Raw genomic sequence first — 23,303 nt, 5'->3', positions numbered from 1 at the left:
AGGCATAAATATTTTATATAGATCACAAATAAATCATTTAACTTTCATTTTGAATCTTTTTTATTTTGAAATGAATGTTATCGGGTGCGGGAATCCCGCGTTCTTTCGTTACCGCGACGCCGGGATACGCAGAGGGTTTAATGACTTATCTCGCTGATTTTAAATGCCTTGTCACTGCAAATTTCTAGCAGGTCAAGACAGGGGGTAACGGGCACACGGCGCTTTTGCACGAAAGGGAGAGGGGCAAACAGGATGAGCGCGTATTCACACGCGAACATTATCTGGGGCGGTAAGGGCTGGCGCGCCAAACAGTTAGCAGTATTCGCCATCAAGGCGATCCGGTGTTCGGCTATTAAAAAAAACGACTCCAGTCAGAGTCGTTTATATGGTTATTGTACAGTCATACTGCGTCTGAACAGGGCGTTATTCCTTCTGCATGACCACCGTGCCGGAAGGCATAGTGAGGTCTTTCTGCTCAGTCTGCTTTTCTCGCGCCACTAACCAGTAGCAGCTTGCCGCCAGCGCCACGCCGATAAACCAGCTAAAGTTGGCCACCTGATGCAGGGAAGGGATAAAACTGATCACCAGACAGATAGCGACTGAGGGCAGCAAAGCGATAATGGCCTTCGGGTTAAATCCACCGCGATACCAGTAGCGCCCCTGCGGTGTGGCATCAAACAGATCGTCTACTGAAATACGGCCGCCCTTAATCAGATAAAAATCGGCTAACAGAATGCCAAACAGCGGCCCGATAAACGAACCCAGTACGTCGAGCGTGTAGTGAATCAGTTCAGGAGACTGAAACAGATTCCACGGTGTGAGCAGGACCGATCCGACTGCCGCAATCATGCCACCGGTGCGGAAACTGATTTTCTGCGGCGAACAGTTTGAAAAATCGAAAGCAGGCGAGACAAAGTTCGCCACGATGTTGATACCGATCGTTGCGGTGATCATAGTCAGTAAGCCAATCGCCACGGCTAAATCGCTGCCGACCATGCTGACGGTTTCAATAGGATCGGTAATCATTTTGCCAAACAGGGATTGAGTGCCCGATACAATGACAACGGTCACGATGGAGAACAGCAGAAAGTTGAACGGCAGTCCCCAGCGGTTACCCCGGCGGATCTCGCCCATGCTTTTGCCATAGCGGGAAAAGTCACCAAAGTTCAGCAGCGGGCCTGAGAAGTAAGACACCACTAATGCCGTTGCCGTAATCATCTGCCAGGTTTGTTCGCCTGCCGACAGCGACTTGCTGGCCAGCGTAAAGGAGATACCGTCGAAACCGGTTTTGTATACAATCCAGCCCGCCAGTGCCAGCATCACCACATACACTGCGGGGCCTGCGATATCGATAAAGCGCTTAATCGCACTCATGCCATGCCAGAACACCATTGCCTGCAGAACCCACATCACGCCAAAGCAGTACCAGCCCAGCTGCGATAAACCAAGCCAGTGGCTGTGGGTCAGGCTTTCAAGCGACGGGTAAAACTTCAGCAGCACCAGCATCAGCGCGTTTGCCGCCAGCCAGGTCTGAATACCGTACCAGGCAAATGCAATCAGGCCGCGGATTACCGCCGGAATATTAGCCCCGAAAACACCGAATGCCTGACGACAAATAACCGCATAAGGCACACCGGCCATCTGGCTCGGTTTAGCGACCAGGTTGGCGCAGAGCTGAACAATGCAGATCCCCGCCAACAGGCAGAGCAGCACCTGCCAGCTCGCCAGGCCCAACGTGAAGAAGCTCGCCGCTACCACATAGCCGCCCATGCTGTGTACGTCCGACATCCAGAAAGAAAAGATGTTGTACCAGGACCAGTTTTGATGGCGCGTAGGCGCCAGGTCTTCATTACATAGCTTTGGACTGTATGCTTTCCCGGCTTCAGAGGCCGATGTGCTACTCACCGTTGAATGATTTGGCATGAAACCTGCTCCTCTCAAAGACATGAATAAAATAACCTTGTGAAATGACTTTGCAGGATCCAGGCCAAATTTGTTTTTTGTATACAAAATTTATTTTTAACGTATACGATAAGTGACGCAACGCTGTTTACCGGAGCAGGTAATGAAGAGTGAAAAGGGCCAGAGAACGGCGGCCGATCTGCATGATAAAGATGAACCTATCTATCAGGCGTTAATGAACGCCATTGTTGAACACCAACTGCCGCCCGGCAGCAAATTGCCGGAAGAGGCGCTTTCAGAGGTCTTTGGCGTCAGCCGCACGGGCATCCGTAAAGTGTTGCAGCGCCTTGCTGCGGTGCAAATGGTTACGCTTACGCCCAAACGTGGTGCACATGTTGCTACGCCCGGCGTTGATGAAGCCCGTGATATTTTTCGTACCCGCAGTTTACTCGAGTGCGCCAACCTTCCCGCTGTGCTGGAACATATGCAGCCGCCTCACCTTGCCGGGCTGGCTGCGCTGGTCGCCCAGGAAAAGGCGGCCATCGAACATCACGATGGCCCTGCGGCGATTCGTCTCTCGGCGGCATTTCATATTCAGCTGCAGGCGATTTCCGGCAATCAGGTGTTAACCGATCTTGTTACGCGCCTGGCGCAGCGATCGTCTCTGGTGATTGCCGCGTGGGGCGCGCCGTGGCAACGCGGTTGTCGCTGTGATGATCACGATCGTTTGTTACAGCTGCTACGTGAAAAGGCCTTGGTGCCGCTCACTGACTCACTGCAGCACCACTTTGAACACATTGTTTCCAGCCTGCATTTCGAACGCGGCGGCGAAACCTTGCCCGATTTCACCCGGTTATTTTCGGGTCACAAAGGAGCCGTATCATGAGCCTGATTCAGGTTATTAATCCCAATACCAGCCAGGCGATGACGGAAACCATCGGTCAGGCCGCCCGCGCCGTTGCCGCGCCCGGTACGGACATCCTCGCCGTGTGCCCTTCGCAGGGCGTGCCCTCCATTGAAGGGCATTTCGATGAGGCGATTGCGGCGATAGGCGTACTGGAGCAGGTGAAACTTGGCAGAGCACAGGGCGTCAGTGGCCACGTAATTGCCTGTTTTGGCGATCCGGGACTGCTGGCGGCACGTGAACTGGCCAGCGGTCCGGTCATCGGCATCGCAGAAGCGGCCATGCATACGGCCACACTGGTGGCAACGCGTTTCTCGATCGTCACCACGTTGCCGCGCACGCTGGTCATCGCACGACATTTACTTCAGCAGTATGGCTTTACCCACCATTGTGCGGCCTTACATGCTATCGATTTACCCGTGCTGGCGCTGGAGGATGGCAGCGGACTGGCACAGGAGAAAGTGCGCCAGCGCTGTATACAGGCAAAACGGGAAGATGGCTGTGGGGCGATTGTTTTAGGCTGCGGCGGCATGGCAACGTTGGCGGCGTCGCTCACACAGGAGCTGGAGATGCCGGTGATTGATGGCGTCAGTGCGGCGGTAAAAATGGTGGAATCGCTGGTGGCGCTGGGATTTGGCACCAGCAAACAGGGCGATTTGGCTTATCCTTTACATAAACCCCTCTCGGGTGCCTTTCAGCACCTAAACTAAGCAGATGTTCCCGTTCACCGACAGGATGCAAGTTATGACTGAAAGCCAGGATAAGAAAACCTACAGCTTCAATAAAAATTACCCGCGCGATCTAATCGGTTACGGCGCGAATCCTCCTCATGCGGCGTGGCCCAAAAAAGCGCGGGTGGCGGTGCAGTTTGTGCTCAACTACGAGGAGGGGGCCGAGAACAGCGTATTACATGGCGACACGGGTTCAGAGCAGTTCCTGTCTGACATCATTGGTGCCGCCAGCTATCCCGATCGTCACATGTCGATGGAATCGCTGTATGAATACGGTTCCCGAGCCGGTTTCTGGCGCATTCATAACGAGTTTCAGAAACGGGGATTGCCCCTCACCGTGTTCGGTGTGGCGATGGCCCTGGCGCGTCATCCTGAAATCGTAGACGCCATTAAACAGGCGAAGTACGACGTGGTCAGTCACGGCTGGCGCTGGATCCACTATCAGGGCATCGATGCTAAAACCGAGCGTCAGCACATGCAGCAGGCGGTGGATGTGTTAACGGATCTGTTTGGTCAGGCGCCGACGGGCTGGTACACCGGACGCGACAGCCCGAATACGCGTCGTCTGGTGGTCGAACAGGGCGGATTCAGTTACGACAGCGATTATTATGGCGACGATCTGCCCTTCTGGACGCAGGTTACCTGTCAGGATGGTACGGTAAAACCGCATCTGATCATTCCCTATACGCTCGAATGTAACGATATGCGCTTTGCATCGCCCCAGGGCTTTAACACCGCAGAGCAGTTCTTCACATATTTGCGCGATACGTTCGACGTGCTGTATGAAGAGGGCGAGACCGCGCCCAAAATGATGTCGGTGGGGATGCACTGCCGCCTGTTAGGGCGCCCGGGAAAATTCCGCGCGCTACAAAACTTCCTTGACCACATTCAGCAGCATAAGGATGTGTGGATCTGTACCCGGCAGCAGATTGCCGAGCACTGGATAAAAACGCATCCCGCTTCAGAAGCGTAATCGCTTCCGGGCGGCAAGCGCGTGGCGGCAAAAGGCTGTCGCCACGTGCTGTCTCTGTTGCTGTCACCTGCGTGACAGCCGTGCGTGGAAGCGCTCAGTCGCACAGGGCGGGATCGGCCTCAATCATCAACTGCTTCATCTCCTCGAAATGCCGCATAGAGAAGTCGGGAATACCTTCCCAGTCGCGGGCCGTTTTTTCCGCGACCTCATCGCTCAGGACTTTCAAGGGTTGCCCGGTAGACCAGGCGGTAACCAAAATCTGGCAGGCGCGCTCTAGCGTCCAGATGTCATCAAAGGCCTCGCCAATGGTCTGGGCGGTAACCATGACGCCGTGATTGCCCATTAACAGACGACGCTTATCGGTCAGCAGGCTGGCCAGACGTGCGCCTTCCTCTTTCGTATCGGCCATGCCACCGTATAACGTATCTACCGCGATGCGGTTGAAGTAGCGCGCGCTGTTTTGATCGACAGGCGGAATGTGCGGCTGCGCCAGGCAGGCAACGCTGGTGGTGTAAACCGGATGCAGATGCATCACGACCCGGGTTTCTGGCAGCCGCTGATGAATTTGCCCATGAATGGACCAGGCGGTGGCATCAACATCATCCCACTCTGCACAGGATGCATCTTCAGCATTGAGCAGCAGTAAATCGCTGGCGCGAAGGCGTGAAAAGTGTTTCCACTTTGGGTTCATCAGAAACTGCTTACCATCCGGTGAGACAGCGGCACTGAAATGATTCGCTACCGCCTCATGCATGCCCAGGTGGGCAATAATGCGGAAGGCTGCCGCCAGATCGATACGCGTTTGTTCTTCGAAAGAAAGCGCCATATTACCTCCTGAAAATGAACGCGTGCCCGGCACGCGTTTGAGATTAAGGCTTAGGCATCAAGGTCTTGAGATCGTCCGCCGTCGGCGCTTCAAAATGGTATTTTTTGAGCAGTGCGGCATACTCTGGCGTTTTACTGTAGGCTTCCAGCGCCGCAACCAGGGCCTGTTTCACCTCCGTATTGTCCTTCTTCACGCCGAAACCGTTTAATACGGGATAGATGAGCGTCGTGGAAGATATCTGGATGCGGTCGCCCAGCTTCTGGACAACGCCACGCGCCACCGCGGCATCGGTGATCTGCGCTTCCACCGCATGGGAAAGCATCGCCTGAGTCGTCTGAGGATCGGTCGCATATTCGCTGATCGCGATAGGGGGCTTACCGTTTTTCACACAGTAATCGTCAGACAGTTTATGCAACTGCTGTAGCCAGGAGGTGGCGCCCATCGAGCCAATTTTATGGCCGCAGAATTCTTCAGGCGTCTTGGGTTGATAATCACTTCCCTTCAGCGACAGGATAGCCTCGCCGCTTTTCAGGTAGGGAATCATGTCGATCACTTTCATGCGATCGGCGGTGATATACATCGACGAGTTAGTGATATCGAACCGGTTACTCTGTAAACCGGTGATCAGGTTAGGAAAACGGGTATCAATATTCACGGCCTGACGGCCCATCACTTTTGCCAGGCCATCAAGAAACTCAATGTCAAAGCCGGCAGGTTTATTATCCTTCATGTATTCATACGGAAAGAAGGTCATATCCGATCCGGCGATGATTTTACCTGGTTGTAAAAAGGCTGAGGCGTTAAATGACGCCAGGACAGCGCCTGCGGCAAGCAGACTTAATACACATGTTTTCATCATTATTATCTCTCTGTTAGGCGCAATCAGACGTTGGCAAGATCTTGACCTGCCTGCTGAACAAAGAACGAGGCTCCGCGTGGTTTCTGCGGCAGGCGAAGTTCATTTGGGGTGCTGCGGACCATGCCGCTTTCGTCACCATAAACCAGCGTTCCGGCATCCGGGCTGGGCAAGGGGTTTTCACCGAACGGCAGCGCGTCTTCCGCCGCGTACACGGCGATAAACAGCGTGCGCGGCCACTCGGTTTCATTGGGGCTGGAGGCGTGCAGCAGCCTTGTGTGCATAAAGCACACGGACCCGGAGGGACCAAAGCAGGCGCTGGGCTGCTGACACTGTTCTTTCACCACCGCAGGCTCGACGGCCCCAGTAAAACGCCCGTCCTGCCAGTGCGAATACAGTGGTCCCCGATGGCTGCCCGGCACCACGTTCAGCGGGCCATTTTCCGGCGTGACCTCACTGACCATCAGCAGCGCGGTCACGATATCGTCGTTGCTGTGCGGGGTGAACAGGAAATCCTGATGCCATTCCACTTTCGTTGCGGTATGGGGCAGCTTCGAGTTGATCTTGCTGTGATGATAGCGTGCGCCGCTGCCACCAATTAACTGCCCGGCAATCTGCGCCATTCGTGACTGCAGTGCCGCATGGCGATAGGCGGCAGAGATGTCGTTTGGTGAGCTCACGCGACGCAAAGAAGGATGTTCGGCACTGTGATCGCTCTCAATGTCGAAACGCGAACGGCCATCCTGAGTATTGCCCCAGGGGGCACTCTGGCTGCGGCTTTCCTCAACCCATTGGTCAAAATCGTGCTGCAGCGCGGCGATTTCCTCGCTTGTCAGGACATGTTCAACTACCAGAAATCCCTGCTGGTGATACTGATCTACCTGCCACTGTTCAATCATGGTCGTGCCCTCGTGTTGAATACATCGTTACGCCAGCGAGACATCCTTCAGAAATGCTTCCACGCGCGGATGCTGGCCATCGCGCAGCGCCTGGGGTGCGTCGTCACAGACCACGCGTCCTTTTTCCATAAAGACAATTCGGTCAGAAACTTTGAAGGCAAAGTTCATCTCATGGGTCACGATCACCATGGTGATGCCCTCGCTTGCCAGGGCTTCAATCACCTGAAGGACTTCATTCACTTTTTCAGGATCCAGCGCTGACGTGGGTTCGTCGAACAGCATGATTTGGGGGCGCATCATTAAGGCGCGTGCGATAGCCACGCGTTGCTGCTGACCACCGGAGAGCTGATGAGGGTATTTCCACGCATGTTCGAGCATGCCGACTTTGAAAAGCAGCGCGGCGGCCTGCTGCTTTAAGGCCTGGGTGGGCGCGAGCTTGTGATAGCGCGGTGCCAGCATCAGGTTATCCATAACGTTGAGGTGGCTGAACAAGTTGAAGCTCTGAAAAACCATCCCAATGTTGAGGCGGTGCTCGGTATGCTCAATGAAGCGTGGCTTACGTTGTTCTCCCTGCTGACGAAGGTGAATAAAAGGTTTTCCGTTAATACGAATCTCACCGTTATCGATCTGCTCCAGGCCATTGAGCAGGCGAATCAGCGTGGTTTTTCCCGAGCCTGAAGGCCCGATCACCGAGACCACCTCACCAGCGTGGATCTGCAGGTTCACTGCGCCCAGTACTTCAACATTGTTGTAAGCCTTGTGAAGACGCAGGGCCTGCAACGCTGGCCCGCTGTCGTGCACTGCCTGACGAACCGGGTTCACCGCCGTGCGTTGTGCGAGGTCGAACAGTTGCGCATCGGGTTTGCCGGAAGGCTGACGCTGCGTGACGTCAAGATAGCGCTCCAGCTGCTTTAACAGGAAATCAAAGACGGTGACGATCAGCACGTAATAGAAGGCCACGGCAGCCATGGTTTCCATGACCAGAAAGTTCTGCGAGTAAAGCCGCTGGCCGACCATCAAAATTTCGGTAAGTGAGATAACAGAGACCAGCGACGTCAGCTTCACGATTGCGATGTATTCGTTCGCCAGCGCGGGCAAGGCCACACGCAGAGCCTGCGGAATAATAATGCGCCACTGAATACCGGCATAGCGTAGTCCCAGTGCCCGGGCAGCCTCGCTCTGGCCCCTGGGAATTGACAGCAGCCCACCGCGGTGAATCTCCGCGATGTAGGCGCTCTCACAAATGGTCAGCGCGATAAACCCGGCCCAAAACGGATCGCTCAATATCGCCGACGTGGCGGGCACTGCCTGAGGCAGGTTGTAAACAAAGATCAGCAGAACCAGTAAGGGCAGGCTGCGAAAGAGCCAGATATAAAATCGGGCAGGCAGCGTCAACAAGGGATGGCGCGACTGCTTGGCCAGCGCCAGAATAAATCCCGCGATAATGCTCATTCCCCAGGTCAGCAGGCTCAGTTTGATGACGGTCCAGGTCGCCAGCCAAAAGTTAGCGTCGCTAAACAGACTGAACATATAGTTCCAGTTAAATGTCATGGGCTTGCTCACATTAAACAGAAGAGGGTTAGTCATTTAATTCTGTAATTCACTATGGCGGCATGACGGGAACGATAGCAATTAGTAATTTCTTTGGTTCTGATTTTAAAAAAACTATCCAATGGCTATCTGCCTTTTTAAATGACGTGTTTTTAATATCACAGGGGAATAATTAGCGTATTGCTTCCCTTTTTGCGCTTATTTAGGGCAGGGCGCTGATCATTAAGACGCAACGTGAGAGTTATTGGTGCAATTTCTTTTTTTGAGCGTCGCGATCGGTTGCGGCTAAAAAAACAGGCGGGCGGTATTTTTGAATAAAGGGCACGCAGGCTAACTGAACGTGATGTGGCATAGCATTTGCAGCGCTACTTAGTCGAAAACGAAGCAAAGCTTCCGGGTAGCCATAAAAAACAGAGGTAACGCTATGAGTCGCTTTACACTTAAACAGCTCAGGTATTTTGTCGCCGTCGTAGAGACAGAAAGCATTGCTGAAGCTTCGCGCCAGCTGCATATCGCACAGCCCTCTATCTCTGTCTCCATTAAAAATCTGGAAGACGCCTTCGATCAGCAGCTGTTGATCCGTCATCATGCTCAAGGGGTTTCTCTGACGCCCGGTGGCCGCCGTTTTTATGAAAAAGCCCAGGAGCTGTTACGCCTGACACATGAGTTTGAGCAAAATTCACGTGCAGATAACACGCTGATTTCAGGAACGATTGCAATAGGTTGCTTCGAATCTGCGGCACCGCTGTACATGCCAAAACTGATTGCGGGCTTCAAAAAGCGTTATCCCGACATCACCATTGAACTTTACGATGGCGAGCAGCATGAACTGATGCACGGGCTCCATCGCGGACGTTTCGACCTGGCTTTCCTGTACGATCTTGAGCTGGATAACACGATACAAAAAGCGGCGTTGAACGCGCCGCATAAACCCTATGCGCTCTTGCCAGTAAAGCATCCGCTGGCGCAAAAATCCCTCGTCACGTTGCGTGAGCTGAGTCAGGAACCCATGATTTTACTGGATGCTGTACCCAGCAGGAATTACTTCATCAATATTTTCAAAAGCAAAGGTTATCACCCGCAGGTTGCCTACAGTTCGCCCTCCATCGAAATGGTACGGTGCATGGTGGGGCAGGGATTAGGCTTTTCCGTGCTGGTCACCCGGCCTTACACGGATATGACTTATGACGGTGAAAAACTTGCGCAGATTGATATTGAAGATGAGATGGAAGCCTCGACGTTAATCATGGCCTGGTTAAGTCATAATGAACCGACGCGCCCAACAAAACTTTTTATGGACTATTGCCAGAATAGTGCATTAGGGCCGACGGCGTGAAAAGCAGGGCGCATTTATCGTGCAGTTCGGTAAGAAAAGGAAAAGTATTTTTGACCAACGGTGTTGAGTCATTCCGCGTTGTAATCGTCGGATGGCCATAATAATCGACTGCGCATCCTTTGCTTATTAATTTCTTATTCAGATATTAGCTTTATAATATTTTACCCATTCACTTGCCTCAAATAGTCTTGGCGCTATCGCGTGTCAGGAACACGTCATTGAAACGGCGGGCTTGAGGATGGTGGAATGACAATAACAGAGCAAGAAACAGACACCCTGGTGATTGGGGCAGGACAGGCCGGTATCGCCATGAGCGAGCATCTGGGGCGGCTCGGCATTCCGCATTGCGTGCTGGAAAAAAAACGTATTGCTGAGGCATGGCGGACCCGCCGCTGGGATTCGCTGGTCGCCAACGGCCCGGCCTGGCACGACCGGTTTCCCGGCATGACGTTTTCGGGGCAGGATCCCGACAGCTTTGTGCCTAAAGAACAGATCGCGGACTATTTTGAAGCCTATGCGCAACACATTAAAGCCCCTGTCAAGACCGGCGTCGAGGTCATCAGCGTGGCGCCCCGTGCCGGGCGCAGCGGGTTCGATGTCCTCACCTCTGAAGGCCCGCTCGTCGCTCAACGCGTGGTCGTTGCCACAGGCCCCTTTCAGAAGCCCATTATCCCCGCGATTGCGCCCACGGATGCGCGATTCACTCAATTGCATTCAGCAGACTATCGCAACCCGCAACAACTGCCTGAAGGCGGCGTGCTGGTGATCGGCGCGGGCTCGTCAGGGGTGCAGATTGCCGATGAGCTGCAGCGTGCAGGAAAAGACGTCTGGCTCTCTGTTGGGCCGCACGATCGGCCGCCGCGCCGTTATCGCAACCGGGATTTTTGCTGGTGGTTAGGTGTGCTCGGCCTGTGGGATGCTGCTGCCAGTCAACCGGGTAAAGAGCACGTCACCATTGCGGTCAGCGGCGCGCGAGGCGGCCACACCGTTGACTTTCGCAGGCTGGCGGAACAGGGCATCAACCTGGTCGGGTTAACGGAGCGCTTTTCCGGTGATGTCGTGACCTTTAAGCCCGATCTGGCGCAAAACATCGCCTCGGGTGATGAAAACTATTTATCCCTGCTTGACGCGGCAGATGCCTGGGTAAAACGGCATGGCCTCGATTTGCCCGAGGATCCGGCCGCGCGCGCGTTTCTGCCCGATCCGGAAAGCGTCTCGCATCCTGTGCAGTCGCTCAATCTCGTCCGCGCAGGGATCACCACCCTCATCTGGGCAACGGGCTATGCCACCGATTACAGCTGGCTGAAGGTTAACGCCTTTGATGAGAAGCGCAGACCCGTTCATCAACGCGGCGTTTCCACCGAGTCCGGGCTCTATTTTCTCGGGCTTCCCTGGCAGTCGCGCCGGGGGTCCTCGTTTATCTGGGGCGTGTGGCATGACGCAAAATATGTCGCCGACCATATTGCTATCCAGCGCCAGTATCAGGATTACCGTGCCGCTTCAGAAAACTGAACCAGGAGACTGTCTTTATGCCAACCCATACACGTATTCGGATGTTTAACACCAAAGAAACCTATCCCAATCAAACGCTGGACAACGATCTCTGTCAGGCCGTGCGTGCAGGTAACACGGTGTATCTGCGGGGCCAGGTCGGCACTGACTTCGACGGCAATCTGATTGGCCTGGGCGATCCGGCTGCGCAGGCGGCGCAGGCGATGAAAAATGTGAAGCAACTGCTGGAAGAGGCAGGAAGCGACTTGTCGCATATCGTCAAAACCACCACCTATATTATCGATCCGCGCTATCGCGAGCCGGTGTACCGTGAAGTGGGAAAATGGCTCAAAGGCGTTTTCCCCGTCTCGACTGGTCTGGTGATTTCAGCCCTGGCGCAGCCGCAGTGGCTGATGGAAATAGATGTCATTGCGGTGATTCCGGATGACTGGAAAGGTGGAGCGACCCAATGACCTTATCGGTAACGGCACGTTGTGAAGAAACCGGTCAACTTGGCATCGCCATCAGTTCATCCAGCATCGCCGTGGGCGCGCGTTGCCCCTGGCTGCAGGCTGGCGTGGGGGCCGTATCCAGCCAGAACATTACGTTGCCTTCTCTGGGGCAGCAGATTCTGGTGTATCTGGATCAGGGCCGCGCGCTCGATGTGGCGCTCAAGCTGGCGCTGGCTGAAGACAGATTCAGTGACTACCGTCAGGTCGCCGCAATCGATATCCAGGGGAATACGGCGTTTTTCAGTGGCAGCCAAACCCTGGGGATCTGGAGCGTGGCTGAAGGAAAAAACTGTATCGCCGCAGGTAATATGTTGGCGGACAAAGGCGTGACGGCAGCAATGTGTGCGGCTTTTGCTGCGGCCTCCGGTGAACTGGCCAGCAGGCTGCTTGCGGCCCTTCAGGCCGGTGTAGCGGCGGGCGGAGAAGCCGGACCGTTACATTCTGCCGCGCTCAAACTGGTGGATGACTACACCTGGCCATTGGTGGATCTGCGCATCGACTGGACAGAGGGCGATCCTGTTGGACAACTGACGCAACTGTGGCTTGCCTATGAACCGCAGATGGAAGCCTATGTCACGCGCGCGTTGGATCCGCGTGAGGCTCCCTCCTATGGCGTGCCCGGCGATGAATGATCGTTTAAGGGCGATTCTGGCCTCACTGCTGGCCGTTGACACAACCAGTCGGGCGTCAAATCTGGCCCTGATTCAGTTTATTGACGACTACCTGACTGACAGGGGCGTGACGACGCAGTGGCTGCATGACGACAGCGGTAAAAAAGCCAATCTGTATGCGCGTCTGGGGCCGGACGGCGAGGGCGGGGTCATGCTGTCGGGGCACACGGACGTGGTGCCGGTTGAGGGACAAAACTGGTCCGTTCCGCCTTTCGCCCTGACGGAGCGTGACGGGCGATGTTATGGGCGGGGAAGTGCCGACATGAAAGGCTTTATTGCCTGCGTGCTGGCGTCGCTGGATGACTTTCTGCAACAGCCCCTCCGCATGCCCTTACATCTTGCTTTTTCCTATGACGAAGAGGTCGGCTGCCTGGGCGTGCGCTCGCTGGTGGCGATGCTCAATGCCTCAGCGGCAAAGCCCGCGATGTGTATCGTGGGTGAGCCGACCGGCATGCAGCCGGTTTACGGACATAAGGGAAAGCGGGCGGTGCGCTGCCGGGTACAGGGCCTTGCCTGCCATTCCGCCTATACGCACCAGGGCGTCAACGCGATTCACTATGCCGGGCGGCTAATTGCGCATCTGTTGCATCAGGAAGCGGCGCTCAGGCAGCAACGTGATGAACGGTTCGAACCGCCCTACAGCACGCTGCAGGTGGGCACGATTCAGGGCGGAACAGCACTCAATATTGTGCCTGAAACCTGCCAGTTTGATGTGGAGTGGCGAACGCTGCCCGATACGGATATACAGAACCTGTATGACAGTGTGCGCCACTTCGCCGAAGCTGAGCTGATGCCTGAAATGCAGCGCATTGATCCGGTATGTCACATTGCCTTTCAGCCGCTGAGCGACTATCCCGGCTTGCTGACGGATCCGCAGACCGACTTTGCCCGCTGGCTGGCGCAGTGGAGTGGGCAAGACGACTTCACCACGGTGGCCTTTGGCACCGAAGGCGGGTTATTTAACGAGATGGGAATAGCGACCCTGGTTTGTGGGCCGGGAAGTATGGAACAGGGACACAAAGCAGATGAGTTTGTCAGTGTTGAACAGCTTGAACGCTGTATGACGATGTTAAAAAATCTGCGCCAGTGGATGCACGCGGCCGGTTAAGCCACGCAGGGCGGAACGCCCCGTGTGGCCTGAGCCTATCCGCTCGCCGGTGCCGTTTACAACCGACCGTAAAATGTCATCCGGGCCGTCTCAGACAAGGCGATGCCGGGCGCGGTATTGTAAGCCAGCACCGCCAGCATCCGGGTCACGTCGCCTTCGGTAGGCGTCACGCGATGCAGGGAATTACGTCCGCGAAACAGTACCAGGTCACCGGCTTCAATTGCCAGCTCTTCGACGGGCTGCTGTTCATCCAGCACGTCGGCCACGCCCGGATAATTCATCTCGCCCGCATCGGCATCCCGCAGATCTTTCACATACTGAAACCGCCCGCCGCCGGTTGGTTTCTGCACCAGTAACGTGATGGCAAACGACGAGTTATCGAAATGCCATCCCAGCTCTTTCCCGTGCGAGGCATAGTGAAGGTTAATGGACGACAAAGGATCGGCGTAGGGATACAACGCCTCTTCATCAAGCACCTCACACAAAAAAGACTGAAAAAGTGCATCGTCATAGAGCTGACGCAGCGGAGAATCCGGCGCGATGACGTCATCAGTAATACAGCCCTTAGTGCTACTGACTTCGCGGTTCCGGGGATGCGTATCGCTAAACGCAGGGTCCGTTTTCATCAGGTAGACGTTATGCTTACTTTGGGTATGGTAAGCACGGTGGCGTTGCGCATCGCCTTCTGCGACGATGGCCGCTAAGGCGGCGGGCTGTAAAAAATTGCGCAGCACCAGCGCGCCCTGCTGATGAAGTTGCGTCCGACACTGTTGACGCCAGGCGTGACTGGACAGAGGATGTAAGTCAGTGCGTACCAGAGATTCAGACATCGTTTATTTCCTACGCGTGATTATTTAGTCATCACTGTAACGACGCCCGATTGTACTGAATACCAATAAATATTTAAGACCCTGATAAGGAAGCCTTAATGCCCACGCCGTCGTTGCGCCTGCCTAAAATTAACGTTATTCAGTCATTTAAGGTCGCTGCGGAAACCGGCAGCCTGACAAAGGCGGCGGCGCAGTTGGCCTTGACGCCAGCCGCGGTGAGCCAGCAGATTCGTCAGCTGGAAGATCACCTTGGCTGCGTCCTGTTTTTACGGACTCAGCATGGCGTCATGCTGACTGAGATGGGCAGGCAGTATCTCCGCTACGTGTCGGAAGCCTTCGATATACTGCAGCTTGGTCAACGGAATATCGGACGAAAAGATACCGCCGCTCAGCTTACGCTGTATGCGCTTCCCGCACTGGCATCAAAATGGGTCCTGCCGCATTTGTCTGACTGGCGAGCGCGCTGCCCGCATGTCGGCCTCTCTCTTCATGGCACGCACGCCGACGTGGACTTCAGTAAAACCCCGGCTGATTTTGTTATTTGCTTTGGAGAAGAGGCCTATCCCAGGCTGAACAAACAGTATCTGTTCCATGATGAGGTTTTTCCGGTCGCCAGTCCCGCGCTGATCAATACCTTTGCTGCCGCAGACAGATTAAACCAGGCTCCGTTGATTCATCTCGACTGGGGGAAAGAGGGACGTTTTCTGCCGGACTGGCCTGCGTGGTTTGAGGCAAAAGGACTCCCTGAGCCCGTGGCGCAGCCCGGCCTGACGTTTAATCTGACCTCACTGGCGATTGATGCGGCGGTGGCAGGCGCGGGGATGCTGTTAGGGCAACGTCACATGATTGCCGGGGAACTGGCCCGGGGCGAGTTGGTGGCGATCGATTCCTTATGTCTGCCGCTCAGTAAACCCTATTATCTTGCCTGGCCTGCGCGGACAGCCAGCCAGGAGGGAAGTGAGGAGATGATTGCCTGGCTGCGGGAACGCGCGGCAGAGCGCGGTCCCGCCGGAAAGCCAGCCGGGGATGCCGCCTCCCTTTCCTGAGGGGCCTGCACTGGTCACCGGGACGATGATCGACCAGCATGAAGGTGAGGCATCCTTGCCTCTGGCGCAATGGTTCGGTTTAACTCATCAGACTGACCTGGGCCGCGACGATGCGCCAGCCTGAGGGGAATTTCACCCAGGTTTGTTGCTGACGGCCAATTTTCTCCGTGCCTGCACGGGTGAATTCGGTACTGCACACGGCAAAGGCATCGCCAAAGGTGGTGATCACCGTATTCTGTAAGGTGCGATCCAGCCCCGCCGAAGGGCGGGCGGCACGGAAAGCGCGAATCTCATCAATGCCGTACAGGTTCTCTCCGGCACCCAGCCGCACCGTTCTGGCATCGTGCCAGAACAGCGCATCCAGAACGACAATATCGTTGCCCGTCAGCGCCTGTTCGTAACGGTAAAAGGCGGCGGTTACGGCATCCAGCACGTCGGGGCGGTTAATCTCTTCAGTATTCATCAGGCTCCAGCCATACAGGTAGGCGAAAATGTCAGACCTTGTTGTTCAAGGGCAAAGGCGGCTCGTAATACCGCCTGTTCGTTAAACGGCGCACCGATAAGCTGTACGCCAATCGGCAAGCCGCTTGCCGTGGCCAGTGGAACAGTACAGACGGGCAGGCCGAGAAAAGAGATCGGTTGGGTTAACATGCCCATGCTGGCCTTGGTCGGCAAGTTCTGCCCGTTGATGGCGATAGTTTCCTGACCTATCAGCGGCGCGCTGCAAGGGGTGGCGGGGGCGATCAGGACATCAAACCGCTCAAACAACGGCAGTATTTGCTGTTGGAAATGACGACGGAAGCGTTGCGCCTGCACATACCACGCACCCGGCAGCATCGCGCCCGCCAGCAGGCGCTCACGGGAATGAGGTTCGAACCGTTCAGGTTGCTGACGCAGCGCCGGCAGATAGTGATTGCCGCCTTCTGACGCGGTCATAATAAAGGCGGCTGAGCGGGCCAGTTCGGCTTCCGCCATAATCACTTCCTCACTAGCCTGCAACGCGGTCGCGATTTGAATCTGCGCGGCACGGGCATCATGATCACACCACGTCGAAAAGAAGCCGCCCAGAACCGCACAGCGCAAATCCTGTGCCCCCCGTTCCAACTGAGGCCGCGTGGGTGCCTGAGGCCGATCGGCCTGAAAGGCATCCATGCTGTCTTTACCCTGCAGGAGATCGTAAACTTGCGCCAGATCGTCAACGCGGCGGGCAAAGGGACCAATGTGATCCAGACTGGCGACAAACGGATGGCTACCGCTGCGGGACAGGCGACCAAAGGTTGGCTTCAGGCCAAAGATGCCGCACAGGGAAGCCGGCACGCGTATCGATCCATTGGTATCCGTGCCCAGCGAGAAAGGCACCAGTCCGGCCGCCACGGCTGCCGCTGAACCGCCGGAGGATCCCCCGGCGATCCGCGCCAGATCATGCGGGTTGCGCGTGGCGCCATAGTGGCTGTTTTCAGTGGTAAAACCGTAGGCATAGGCATCCATATTCACCATGCCAGAAAGCAGGGCGCCGGCCTGCTGCAGTTGGGCGATGGCAAAGGCGTCACGGTTGGCTGCCGGGCGCTGACGAAATAATTCAGCCCCAGCCAGGGTTGAGTAACCCTGCACATCAAACAGGTTTTTTACCGCATAGGGAATGCCCGCCAGCGGCGGTAACATCTCACCGCGCAGGCGCTGTTTATCAATCGCATCCGCTTCCTGCAACATTCGCGTTGAAGTGATATCCGTCCAGGCATTAAGCTGCGGATTCTGTTTCTCAATCGCGGTCAGCGTCTGCTCCGCCACTTCACGCGCACTGATCTCTCCCTGCTGAATCTTCTGCTGAAGTGCCTGAATGGAAACCTCGCTCAGCCTCATGCCTTGTACACTCCTGCAACTTCAAGACGATCGTCCAGCGGATAAGCCATCAGCGGGGCCGCCATATCGGCAATGCGCGTCATCTGGACCAGCAGGGCTGCACGGCGTGCGTCGTCCAGCTCCAGATGAAGAATGTGTTCCATTTGGGCGATATAGGTTGCCCACTCAATGTGATTCATAACGTACTCCTGTCAAAAACCGGCGGCGCTGCCGTTGCTACGCGGATCGCTTGCGCCTTCGAACATACCGTTGTTGTGACGAACAATCGCACCTGCATGGCCGACGACTTCACTGAATGGCGGAAGTGACTCCACCTCATGGCCTAACTGACGTAACCGCTCCAGCGTTTCTGGCGCGAAGCGACTCTCCAGCTTGAGGGAATCCGAGGTCTGTCCCCACGTTCGGCCCAACAGCCAGCGGGGTGCGCTGACCGCCTGTTGCAGCGGCAGGCGCTGGATCACATGGCGGGTAAAAATGGCAGCCTGGGTCTGGGGCTGTCCGTCACCGCCCATGGATCCATATACCATCGTCCGGCCGTCTTTCAGGCGCGCCGCGGCAGGGTTCAGCGTGTGGAAAGGTTGTTTACCCGGGGCGAGTGCCAGCAGGTGATCGGGATCGAGGCTGAAAGCCGCCCCGCGGTTTTGCCAGACGATCCCGGTGCCGGGCATCACCACGCCACTGCCAAATTCATGATAAATGCTCTGGATAAAAGAGACGGAAAGGCCGCTGCTGTCCATGACGCCCATCCAGACCGTATCGCCGGGGCCTCGTCCGGTTCCCCATGGCGCGGCGCGGTTATCATCAATCTGGCTGGCGATCGTTGTGAGCAGATCGCTGTCGAGCAGCGCCTGAAGATCGTCCACCACATGACGGGGATCGGTGATGTGCCGATCGCGTAAAGCAAACGCTTTTTTTGTCGCCTCAACGATGCGGTGAATGGTTTGTGCTTCATCGGCATTCGCCATATCCAGATGATCGGTAATGCCCAGGATCGCCAGAGAAACCAGCCCCTGCGTCGGCGGTGTGATATTCCAGATATCGCCTTCGCTATGTCTGACATGCAACGGCTTGACCCGACTGGCCCGCTGCTGCTGTAAATCGGCCAGGGTAACGGGAATGCCCAGGTTGACCATCTCGCCTGCCAGATGGTGCGCCAGCGTGCCGCGATAAAAGCTTTCCAGCCCTTCTTCACTTAACAGGCTGAGCGTGCGCGCCAGATCGGGTTGGGTGAAACGACTGCCTTCCGCCGGAACATCCCCGTCCGGCAAAAACAGGGCGGAAAAGCCGGGCTGATGCTGGAGCTCTTCGCGCTTGCTACGGGTGGCCGCGGCCTGCGAGGCCGTGACCGGAATGCCGTCTGCTGCGTAACGCACCGCGTCACGCAGTAATCGTGCCAGGGGCAGGGGCGTGCCGCCCAGCTCGGCTGACAGCGCCAATGCCTCATGCCAGCCGCTCACCGTGCCCGCCACCGTTAATGCGGCTTTTGGCCCGCGATGTGGAATTTGCGTTTCACCCTGATAGAAGTCGATATTTGCAAGAGAACCCGCTCTGCCGCTGGCGTCGATAGCAATGGGGTCGCCCTTACCCGGCATTATCAGCCAGAAACCGTCCCCGCCCAGGCCGTTCATATGCGGATAGACGACGGCAATAGTCGCAGCAGCGGCCACCATGGCCTCAATCGCATTGCCGCCTTCACGCAGCACCGCCAGGGCACTTTCACTGGCCAGATGATGAGGCGTTACCGCCATGCCCAGCGGGGCCATATTGCTCTGAATCATGCTCTTCTCATTGTGTTATTCAGGGTACAGAACCAATAACTAAGCAAGAGCCGTTCCAGTTTTTATCGCCGCTAAGGATCGGAACCGGTTTATCTGGCCCAAATTATGCTAGCTTCTGTTAAACCCCGCGGTTGAAACAAAAGTTACAGGACCTGAATGAAACAGCTTGATGAACGGCTCAAAACCCATTACCCACAGCTTTCGCCGCAGGAGCAGCGCATTGCCGACTTTATCTTTGACCACTTCGACGATCTGATTAGCTATAACAGCGCCGAGCTGGCGCGCCTGAGCGGCGTGTCAAAAGCGACCGTCAGCCGGCTGTTTAAACGGCTCGGTTATGACAAATACAAAGATATGCGCGATGAGCTGCGTACCCTGCGCCAGAGCGGGATGCCGCTAACGGATAACCGCGATGCCGTACAGGGCAATACCTTACTGTCGCGCCATTACAAGCAGGAGATGGCCAACCTGACACAGTGGGTAAACAGCATTGATGCCCGGCAGTTTACTGAGGTGATCGCTCAACTGGCTCAGGCGAAACGTATCTACATTGTCGGCATGCGCAATGCCTATCCGGTGGCGCTGCACCTGCGCCAACAGCTGATACAGACGCGTTCGCAGGTGCATATCCTGCCCCAGCCGGGACAGACGCTGGCCGAGGACCTGGTGGATATAACGCCTGAGGATATGGTCGTGGTTATCGCCTTCCGGCGGCGCACCCGCATTATCCAGCCGCTGATGCAGCAGTTGCAAAGCGCCGCTATTCCCGTGCTGGCGCTGTGCGAGCCTCAGGCGCAGAGCGTTATCGCCCTGGCGCGCTGGCAGTTTTGCGCACCACTGGACAGCGTGTCAGCGTTTGACAGTTACGCGTCGGCCATGAGCCTTATCAACCTGCTTGCCAATGCCTTGCTGCATGAACTGCTGTCAGACGGACGCCAGCGCATTCACCATATTGCCGATCTTTATCACCAGCTTGACGAGCTGGAGCACCGTTAACAGGCACCGTTTTGGTGCTTTGCCCCGTTTTGGAACGTCCTGCGGGGCAACGTCTGATGCCTCTGTATCGCTATAAATACCGCTCAACAGCCATTAAGCCGCATTTTTCAGCGTGCGTCCGCGTTGGCACATTAGTTGCAGAATGCCATCAATAAGAATCTTTTGTTTCACATAATCTCACCGGGGTGCATAATGAAAAAAGTTCTGATGGCGGTCGCAGCAGCGGCAATATTGATGGTGCAGGCGGGCAACGTGTTGGCCGATCAACTGCAGGATATCCAGAAACGCGGCGTGCTGCGGGTTGCGGTACCGCAGGATTTCCCGCCGTTTGGCTCAGTGGGAACCGATCTGCAACCCCAGGGCTATGACATCGACATGGCGAAGTATCTGGCTAAGCAGATGAAACTTAAGTTGCAGCTGGTGCCGGTCACCAGCGCGAACCGCGTACCTTACTTGCAAACGGACAAAGTTGACCTGGTGATCTCCAGCATGGGGAAAAACCCGGAACGCGAAAAGGTGATCGACTTTAGCCGGGCCTATGCGCCGTTCTTCCTGGGCGTTTTCGGTCCTAAAGGCGATCATCTGAAGGATGCCGCAGCACTGAGCGGTAAATCTGTTGGCGTCACCCGCGGTGCGGTAGAGGACATGGTACTGAGTGAGGTAGCCCCTAAGGATGCGCAGGTGAAACGTTATGAAGATAACAACACCACCTTATCCGCTTACCTCTCCGGCCAGGTGCAGTACGTGGCAACGGGTAACCTTGTGGTCGCGGCCATTACGCGTCAGAACCCGGCAAAAGCCCCTGTTGCGCAATTTATGCTGAAAGACTCTCCGTGCTATATCGGATTGAAGAAAGACGAGCCGGCGCTGAAAGACAAAGTGAATACGCTGATCGAGCAGGGCATTAAAGACGGCACGCTGAATAAAATGTCCGAAGAGTGGCTGAAAGCGCCGCTGCCAGCCAACCTGGGCGCATAAGGACGGAGCAATGACCGGGCAACTTAATTTCCCTGCATTGTGGCCGTACTGGCCGGAGTTGCTCTCCGGCCTGTGGGTAACGATCCAGTTAACCGTGCTGGCAACGGTCGGGGGCGTCAGTATCGGTATCATCGGCGCGGCGCTGCGCAGTGGTAAACCCAGTTGGTTAAGCCGCCTGTGGGGCCTCTATGTTGAACTGATACGCAACACGCCGTTTGTGGTGCAGCTGTTCTTTATTGTGTTCGGCTTGCCGAACCTGGGGCTGAAACTCACGGCGGGTGAAGCCGCGCTGCTGGCCATGCTGGTTAACCTGGGGGCTTACAGTACGGAAATTATCCGTGCCGGTATTCAGGTCACGCCAAAAGGGCAGTGGGAAGCCGGTCGGGTTCTGGGGTTGACGCGCAGCCAGACGTTTTTACGCGTGGTTTTGCCGCCGTCGCTGCAGCGGATTTATCCGGCGCTGGTGAGCCAGTGCATCATTGTCATGCTGGGATCGTCGGTGGTTTCGCAGGTCTCCTACGAGGAACTGACCTTCGCCGCCAACCTGATTCAGTCGCGCACCTTTTTGAGTTTTGAAGTCTACTCGGTGACCACGCTGATTTACCTGGCGTTGTCGATTGTGATGCGTCAGCTGCTGCTGGCGATTGGCCGCAAATGGCTGGGGGTGCAGGCATGATGACAACCTTTACTGACTGGGACATCCTGCGCAATCTGCTGCTGGCGGCTCGCTGGACCATCGCGCTGTCGCTGGTGGCCTTTTTAGGCGGCACGCTGGTCACGCTGCCGCTGCTGTTTTTACGCCTGTTAAAGCGTAAATGGCTGACGCGCGTGATCCGTGCCTATACCGAACTGTTCCAGGGCACGCCGCTGCTGATGCAGCTGTTTCTGGCTTTCTTTGGCGTCGGACTGTTCGGTATCGACGTCGCGCCCTGGACCGCCGCCTCGCTGGCGCTGACCTTTTATACCAGCGCGTTTCTGCTGGATATCTGGCATGGCAGTATTCAGGCCCTGCCCAAGGGCCAGTGGGAAGCATCACGCTGCCTCGGGCTTGATTTTGGTCAGACGCTGACGCGGGTCATCGCACCCCAGGCGATTCGCATTGCGATTGCCCCCACGGTGGGATTTGCGGTGCAGGTGATCAAAGGCACGGCGCTGGCATCCATTATCGGGTTCGTCGAGCTGACCAAGGCCGGCACCATTCTGAATAACGTGACCTATCAGCCCTTTAAAGTCTTTGGGCTGGTGGCACTGGGCTATTTCCTGCTGTGTTATCCGCTGTCGCGTTACAGCCAGTATCTGGAGAAAAAATTTAATGCCGCTCATCACCATTAATCAGGTGCAGAAGTATTACGGCACCAACCACGTTCTCAAAGGCGTGGATCTGGATATCGATATGGGAGAAGTGATCTCCATTATCGGGCGCAGCGGTTCAGGCAAAAGTACGCTGTTGCGCTGCATGAACGGGCTGGAAGGCTATCAGGATGGCAGCATTAAACTCGGCGGTATGACGATTACCGACCGTGATTCCCAGGCGCGGGAAATCAGCCGCTCAGTCGGCATGGTGTTTCAGAACTTCAATCTGTTCCCGCATATGACGGCGCTGGAAAACGTCATGCTGGCGCCGCGTCGGGTACTGAAAAAAAGCCAGGCCGAGTGCCGCGAACTGGCGGCGCGCATGCTGGAAAAAGTGGGGCTGGGCGAGCGGCTGGATTATTACCCTTCCAGCCTGTCTGGTGGTCAGCAGCAGCGCGTTGCCATTGCCCGCGCGCTGGCGATGGAACCCCGCGTCTTACTGTGTGATGAGATTACCTCTGCACTGGATCCTGAGCTGGTCGGTGAAGTGCTAAAAGTGCTGGAACAGCTTGCCGCCGAGGGCATGACGTTGATTCTCGTCACCCATGAAATGAACTTCGCCCGCGACGTGGGCGATCGTGTGGTCTTTATGCATCAGGGGCGCGTCTGGGAGCAGGGCGACAGTAAAACGCTGTTCGCTTCTCCACAGACGGCGGAGCTAAAGCAGTTTATTTCCTCTGTGCGTCTTTGAGTGCTTAACAA

General features: G+C 56.0%; 24 protein-coding genes. 14 read left to right on the top strand and 10 right to left on the bottom strand.

Features of this window, described 5'->3' with window-relative positions; translation table 11 throughout:
- Positions 1-423 precede the first annotated feature (423 nt).
- The gene (locus P9J57_RS16360; protein ID WP_015700909.1) at positions 424-1,923 is read right to left on the bottom strand and encodes an NCS1 family nucleobase:cation symporter-1; all 1,500 of its coding nucleotides are present in this window, start codon (positions 1,921-1,923) and stop codon (positions 424-426) included.
- 142 nt (positions 1,924-2,065) lie between these two features.
- On the opposite strand from P9J57_RS16360, the gene P9J57_RS16355 reads away from it, so the two are divergent.
- Genes P9J57_RS16355 through puuE form a run of 3 tightly spaced genes read left to right on the top strand, consistent with a single transcriptional unit; the run spans position 2,066 to position 4,510 of the window.
- Positions 2,066-2,788 (top strand): GntR family transcriptional regulator, encoded by a 723-nt coding sequence (locus tag P9J57_RS16355; RefSeq protein ID WP_014592984.1) that lies wholly within the window; start codon positions 2,066-2,068, stop codon positions 2,786-2,788.
- Positions 2,785-3,516, top strand: a complete 732-nt coding sequence (gene hpxA, locus P9J57_RS16350) for an allantoin racemase (RefSeq protein WP_014606529.1) — start codon at positions 2,785-2,787, stop codon at positions 3,514-3,516. The genes P9J57_RS16355 and hpxA overlap by 4 nt, the downstream gene beginning before the upstream one ends.
- Before the next feature lie 34 nt (positions 3,517-3,550).
- Complete coding sequence (gene puuE / locus P9J57_RS16345) at positions 3,551-4,510, top strand: allantoinase PuuE (protein ID WP_014606528.1); 960 nt, start codon at positions 3,551-3,553, stop codon at positions 4,508-4,510.
- 94 nt (positions 4,511-4,604) lie between these two features.
- On the opposite strand, the gene P9J57_RS16340 is transcribed toward puuE, so the two are convergent.
- The 4 genes from P9J57_RS16340 to P9J57_RS16325 are packed head-to-tail and all read right to left on the bottom strand — an operon-like array spanning position 4,605 to position 8,642.
- The gene (locus tag P9J57_RS16340; RefSeq protein WP_483279297.1) at positions 4,605-5,336 is read right to left on the bottom strand and encodes a class II aldolase and adducin N-terminal domain-containing protein; all 732 of its coding nucleotides are present in this window, start codon (positions 5,334-5,336) and stop codon (positions 4,605-4,607) included.
- Positions 5,337-5,379: 43 nt separating this feature from the next.
- Entirely contained in the window at positions 5,380-6,195 is an 816-nt protein-coding gene (locus P9J57_RS16335; protein ID WP_013024736.1) for an ABC transporter substrate-binding protein, read from the bottom strand.
- Between the two features lie 23 nt (positions 6,196-6,218).
- Positions 6,219-7,091, bottom strand: a complete 873-nt coding sequence (locus P9J57_RS16330; protein WP_210508017.1) for a phytanoyl-CoA dioxygenase family protein — start codon at positions 7,089-7,091, stop codon at positions 6,219-6,221.
- Positions 7,092-7,118: 27 nt separating this feature from the next.
- Positions 7,119-8,642 carry an amino acid ABC transporter permease/ATP-binding protein gene (locus tag P9J57_RS16325; RefSeq protein WP_019106323.1) on the bottom strand — a complete coding sequence of 508 codons (1,524 nt, stop codon included), beginning with the start codon at positions 8,640-8,642 and terminating at the stop codon, positions 7,119-7,121.
- Positions 8,643-9,066: 424 nt separating this feature from the next.
- Here P9J57_RS16325 and P9J57_RS16320 point away from each other — a divergent pair, with 424 nt between their 5' ends.
- The 5 genes from P9J57_RS16320 (at position 9,067) to argE (ending at position 13,760) form a co-directional block, all read left to right on the top strand.
- Positions 9,067-9,978, top strand: coding sequence for a LysR substrate-binding domain-containing protein (locus P9J57_RS16320; RefSeq protein ID WP_013024740.1), 912 nt, complete (start codon positions 9,067-9,069; stop codon positions 9,976-9,978).
- A 246-nt stretch (positions 9,979-10,224) separates the two neighbouring features.
- Positions 10,225-11,490: a flavin-containing monooxygenase gene (locus tag P9J57_RS16315; protein ID WP_072136448.1), complete on the top strand. Its 1,266-nt coding sequence runs from the start codon at positions 10,225-10,227 to the stop codon at positions 11,488-11,490.
- Positions 11,491-11,507: 17 nt separating this feature from the next.
- Complete coding sequence (locus tag P9J57_RS16310) at positions 11,508-11,942, top strand: RidA family protein (protein WP_013024742.1); 435 nt, start codon at positions 11,508-11,510, stop codon at positions 11,940-11,942.
- A complete protein-coding gene (locus P9J57_RS16305; protein WP_014606524.1) occupies positions 11,939-12,613 on the top strand; it encodes a DUF1028 domain-containing protein in 675 nt (224 codons plus the stop codon). Before P9J57_RS16310 ends, P9J57_RS16305 begins: the two co-directional genes overlap by 4 nt.
- Positions 12,591-13,760, top strand: coding sequence for an acetylornithine deacetylase (gene argE, locus P9J57_RS16300; RefSeq protein ID WP_483279296.1), 1,170 nt, complete (start codon positions 12,591-12,593; stop codon positions 13,758-13,760). The genes P9J57_RS16305 and argE overlap by 23 nt, the downstream gene beginning before the upstream one ends.
- A 56-nt stretch (positions 13,761-13,816) precedes the next feature.
- Here the strand turns inward: argE and P9J57_RS16295 are convergent, their stop codons facing one another.
- Entirely contained in the window at positions 13,817-14,590 is a 774-nt protein-coding gene (locus P9J57_RS16295; RefSeq protein ID WP_015700904.1) for a 2OG-Fe(II) oxygenase family protein, read from the bottom strand.
- A 98-nt stretch (positions 14,591-14,688) separates the two neighbouring features.
- On the opposite strand from P9J57_RS16295, the gene P9J57_RS16290 reads away from it, so the two are divergent.
- On the top strand, positions 14,689-15,636 hold the full coding sequence (locus tag P9J57_RS16290; RefSeq protein ID WP_015700903.1) for a LysR substrate-binding domain-containing protein: 948 nt from the start codon (positions 14,689-14,691) through the stop codon (positions 15,634-15,636).
- 79 nt (positions 15,637-15,715) lie between these two features.
- Here P9J57_RS16290 and hpxZ read toward each other — a convergent pair whose 3' ends face one another.
- From hpxZ to P9J57_RS16270, 4 genes are read right to left on the bottom strand one after another with little or no spacing between them, the layout of a single operon-like run.
- Entirely contained in the window at positions 15,716-16,099 is a 384-nt protein-coding gene (gene hpxZ, locus P9J57_RS16285; RefSeq protein ID WP_015700902.1) for an oxalurate catabolism protein HpxZ, read from the bottom strand.
- Positions 16,099-17,496, bottom strand: a complete 1,398-nt coding sequence (locus P9J57_RS16280) for an AtzE family amidohydrolase (protein WP_015700901.1) — start codon at positions 17,494-17,496, stop codon at positions 16,099-16,101. Before P9J57_RS16280 ends, hpxZ begins: the two co-directional genes overlap by 1 nt.
- Positions 17,493-17,675, bottom strand: coding sequence for an oxalurate catabolism protein HpxX (gene hpxX, locus P9J57_RS16275; RefSeq protein WP_015700900.1), 183 nt, complete (start codon positions 17,673-17,675; stop codon positions 17,493-17,495). The genes P9J57_RS16280 and hpxX overlap by 4 nt, the downstream gene beginning before the upstream one ends.
- Positions 17,676-17,687: 12 nt before the next feature.
- A complete protein-coding gene (locus P9J57_RS16270) occupies positions 17,688-19,274 on the bottom strand; it encodes a gamma-glutamyltransferase family protein (protein ID WP_014592991.1) in 1,587 nt (528 codons plus the stop codon).
- Between the two features lie 156 nt (positions 19,275-19,430).
- Between P9J57_RS16270 and hpxU the strand changes: the two genes are divergently transcribed.
- The 5 genes from hpxU to P9J57_RS16245 all read left to right on the top strand — a co-directional run bounded on the left by hpxU (position 19,431) and on the right by P9J57_RS16245 (position 23,292).
- Complete coding sequence (hpxU, locus tag P9J57_RS16265) at positions 19,431-20,270, top strand: MurR/RpiR family transcriptional regulator HpxU (protein WP_013024751.1); 840 nt, start codon at positions 19,431-19,433, stop codon at positions 20,268-20,270.
- A gap of 192 nt (positions 20,271-20,462) precedes the next feature.
- Entirely contained in the window at positions 20,463-21,248 is a 786-nt protein-coding gene (locus P9J57_RS16260; RefSeq protein WP_015700899.1) for a transporter substrate-binding domain-containing protein, read from the top strand.
- A gap of 10 nt (positions 21,249-21,258) precedes the next feature.
- Positions 21,259-21,924: an amino acid ABC transporter permease gene (locus P9J57_RS16255; protein ID WP_013024753.1), complete on the top strand. Its 666-nt coding sequence runs from the start codon at positions 21,259-21,261 to the stop codon at positions 21,922-21,924.
- Positions 21,924-22,580: an amino acid ABC transporter permease gene (locus tag P9J57_RS16250; RefSeq protein WP_024471625.1), complete on the top strand. Its 657-nt coding sequence runs from the start codon at positions 21,924-21,926 to the stop codon at positions 22,578-22,580. Before P9J57_RS16255 ends, P9J57_RS16250 begins: the two co-directional genes overlap by 1 nt.
- On the top strand, positions 22,561-23,292 hold the full coding sequence (locus P9J57_RS16245; protein WP_014592994.1) for an amino acid ABC transporter ATP-binding protein: 732 nt from the start codon (positions 22,561-22,563) through the stop codon (positions 23,290-23,292). Before P9J57_RS16250 ends, P9J57_RS16245 begins: the two co-directional genes overlap by 20 nt.
- Positions 23,293-23,303: the final 11 nt, after the last annotated feature.

The organism is Pantoea sp. nfd-35, from assembly GCF_056892255.1.
This window is presented reverse-complemented; position numbering and strand designations above follow the sequence as displayed.

What these genes read in the sequence shown, in the direction of transcription:
- P9J57_RS16295 (WP_015700904.1), bottom strand. Translation starts at nt 14,590, where the DNA reads ATGTCTGAATCTCTGGTACGCACTGACTTACATCCTCTGTCCAGTCAC.
- P9J57_RS16310 (WP_013024742.1), top strand. Translation starts at nt 11,508, where the DNA reads ATGCCAACCCATACACGTATTCGGATGTTTAACACCAAAGAAACCTAT.
- P9J57_RS16260 (WP_015700899.1), top strand. Translation starts at nt 20,463, where the DNA reads ATGAAAAAAGTTCTGATGGCGGTCGCAGCAGCGGCAATATTGATGGTG.
- P9J57_RS16335 (WP_013024736.1), bottom strand. Translation starts at nt 6,195, where the DNA reads ATGATGAAAACATGTGTATTAAGTCTGCTTGCCGCAGGCGCTGTCCTG.
- P9J57_RS16250 (WP_024471625.1), top strand. Translation starts at nt 21,924, where the DNA reads ATGACAACCTTTACTGACTGGGACATCCTGCGCAATCTGCTGCTGGCG.
- P9J57_RS16355 (WP_014592984.1), top strand. Translation starts at nt 2,066, where the DNA reads ATGAAGAGTGAAAAGGGCCAGAGAACGGCGGCCGATCTGCATGATAAA.
- P9J57_RS16305 (WP_014606524.1), top strand. Translation starts at nt 11,939, where the DNA reads ATGACCTTATCGGTAACGGCACGTTGTGAAGAAACCGGTCAACTTGGC.
- hpxX (WP_015700900.1), bottom strand. Translation starts at nt 17,675, where the DNA reads ATGAATCACATTGAGTGGGCAACCTATATCGCCCAAATGGAACACATT.
- hpxU (WP_013024751.1), top strand. Translation starts at nt 19,431, where the DNA reads ATGAAACAGCTTGATGAACGGCTCAAAACCCATTACCCACAGCTTTCG.
- P9J57_RS16290 (WP_015700903.1), top strand. Translation starts at nt 14,689, where the DNA reads ATGCCCACGCCGTCGTTGCGCCTGCCTAAAATTAACGTTATTCAGTCA.
- P9J57_RS16270 (WP_014592991.1), bottom strand. Translation starts at nt 19,274, where the DNA reads ATGATTCAGAGCAATATGGCCCCGCTGGGCATGGCGGTAACGCCTCAT.
- P9J57_RS16320 (WP_013024740.1), top strand. Translation starts at nt 9,067, where the DNA reads ATGAGTCGCTTTACACTTAAACAGCTCAGGTATTTTGTCGCCGTCGTA.
- P9J57_RS16330 (WP_210508017.1), bottom strand. Translation starts at nt 7,091, where the DNA reads ATGATTGAACAGTGGCAGGTAGATCAGTATCACCAGCAGGGATTTCTG.
- P9J57_RS16340 (WP_483279297.1), bottom strand. Translation starts at nt 5,336, where the DNA reads ATGGCGCTTTCTTTCGAAGAACAAACGCGTATCGATCTGGCGGCAGCC.
- P9J57_RS16255 (WP_013024753.1), top strand. Translation starts at nt 21,259, where the DNA reads ATGACCGGGCAACTTAATTTCCCTGCATTGTGGCCGTACTGGCCGGAG.
- P9J57_RS16325 (WP_019106323.1), bottom strand. Translation starts at nt 8,642, where the DNA reads ATGACATTTAACTGGAACTATATGTTCAGTCTGTTTAGCGACGCTAAC.
- hpxZ (WP_015700902.1), bottom strand. Translation starts at nt 16,099, where the DNA reads ATGAATACTGAAGAGATTAACCGCCCCGACGTGCTGGATGCCGTAACC.
- P9J57_RS16280 (WP_015700901.1), bottom strand. Translation starts at nt 17,496, where the DNA reads ATGAGGCTGAGCGAGGTTTCCATTCAGGCACTTCAGCAGAAGATTCAG.
- hpxA (WP_014606529.1), top strand. Translation starts at nt 2,785, where the DNA reads ATGAGCCTGATTCAGGTTATTAATCCCAATACCAGCCAGGCGATGACG.
- argE (WP_483279296.1), top strand. Translation starts at nt 12,591, where the DNA reads ATGGCGTGCCCGGCGATGAATGATCGTTTAAGGGCGATTCTGGCCTCA.
- P9J57_RS16360 (WP_015700909.1), bottom strand. Translation starts at nt 1,923, where the DNA reads ATGCCAAATCATTCAACGGTGAGTAGCACATCGGCCTCTGAAGCCGGG.
- puuE (WP_014606528.1), top strand. Translation starts at nt 3,551, where the DNA reads ATGACTGAAAGCCAGGATAAGAAAACCTACAGCTTCAATAAAAATTAC.
- P9J57_RS16245 (WP_014592994.1), top strand. Translation starts at nt 22,561, where the DNA reads ATGCCGCTCATCACCATTAATCAGGTGCAGAAGTATTACGGCACCAAC.
- P9J57_RS16315 (WP_072136448.1), top strand. Translation starts at nt 10,225, where the DNA reads ATGACAATAACAGAGCAAGAAACAGACACCCTGGTGATTGGGGCAGGA.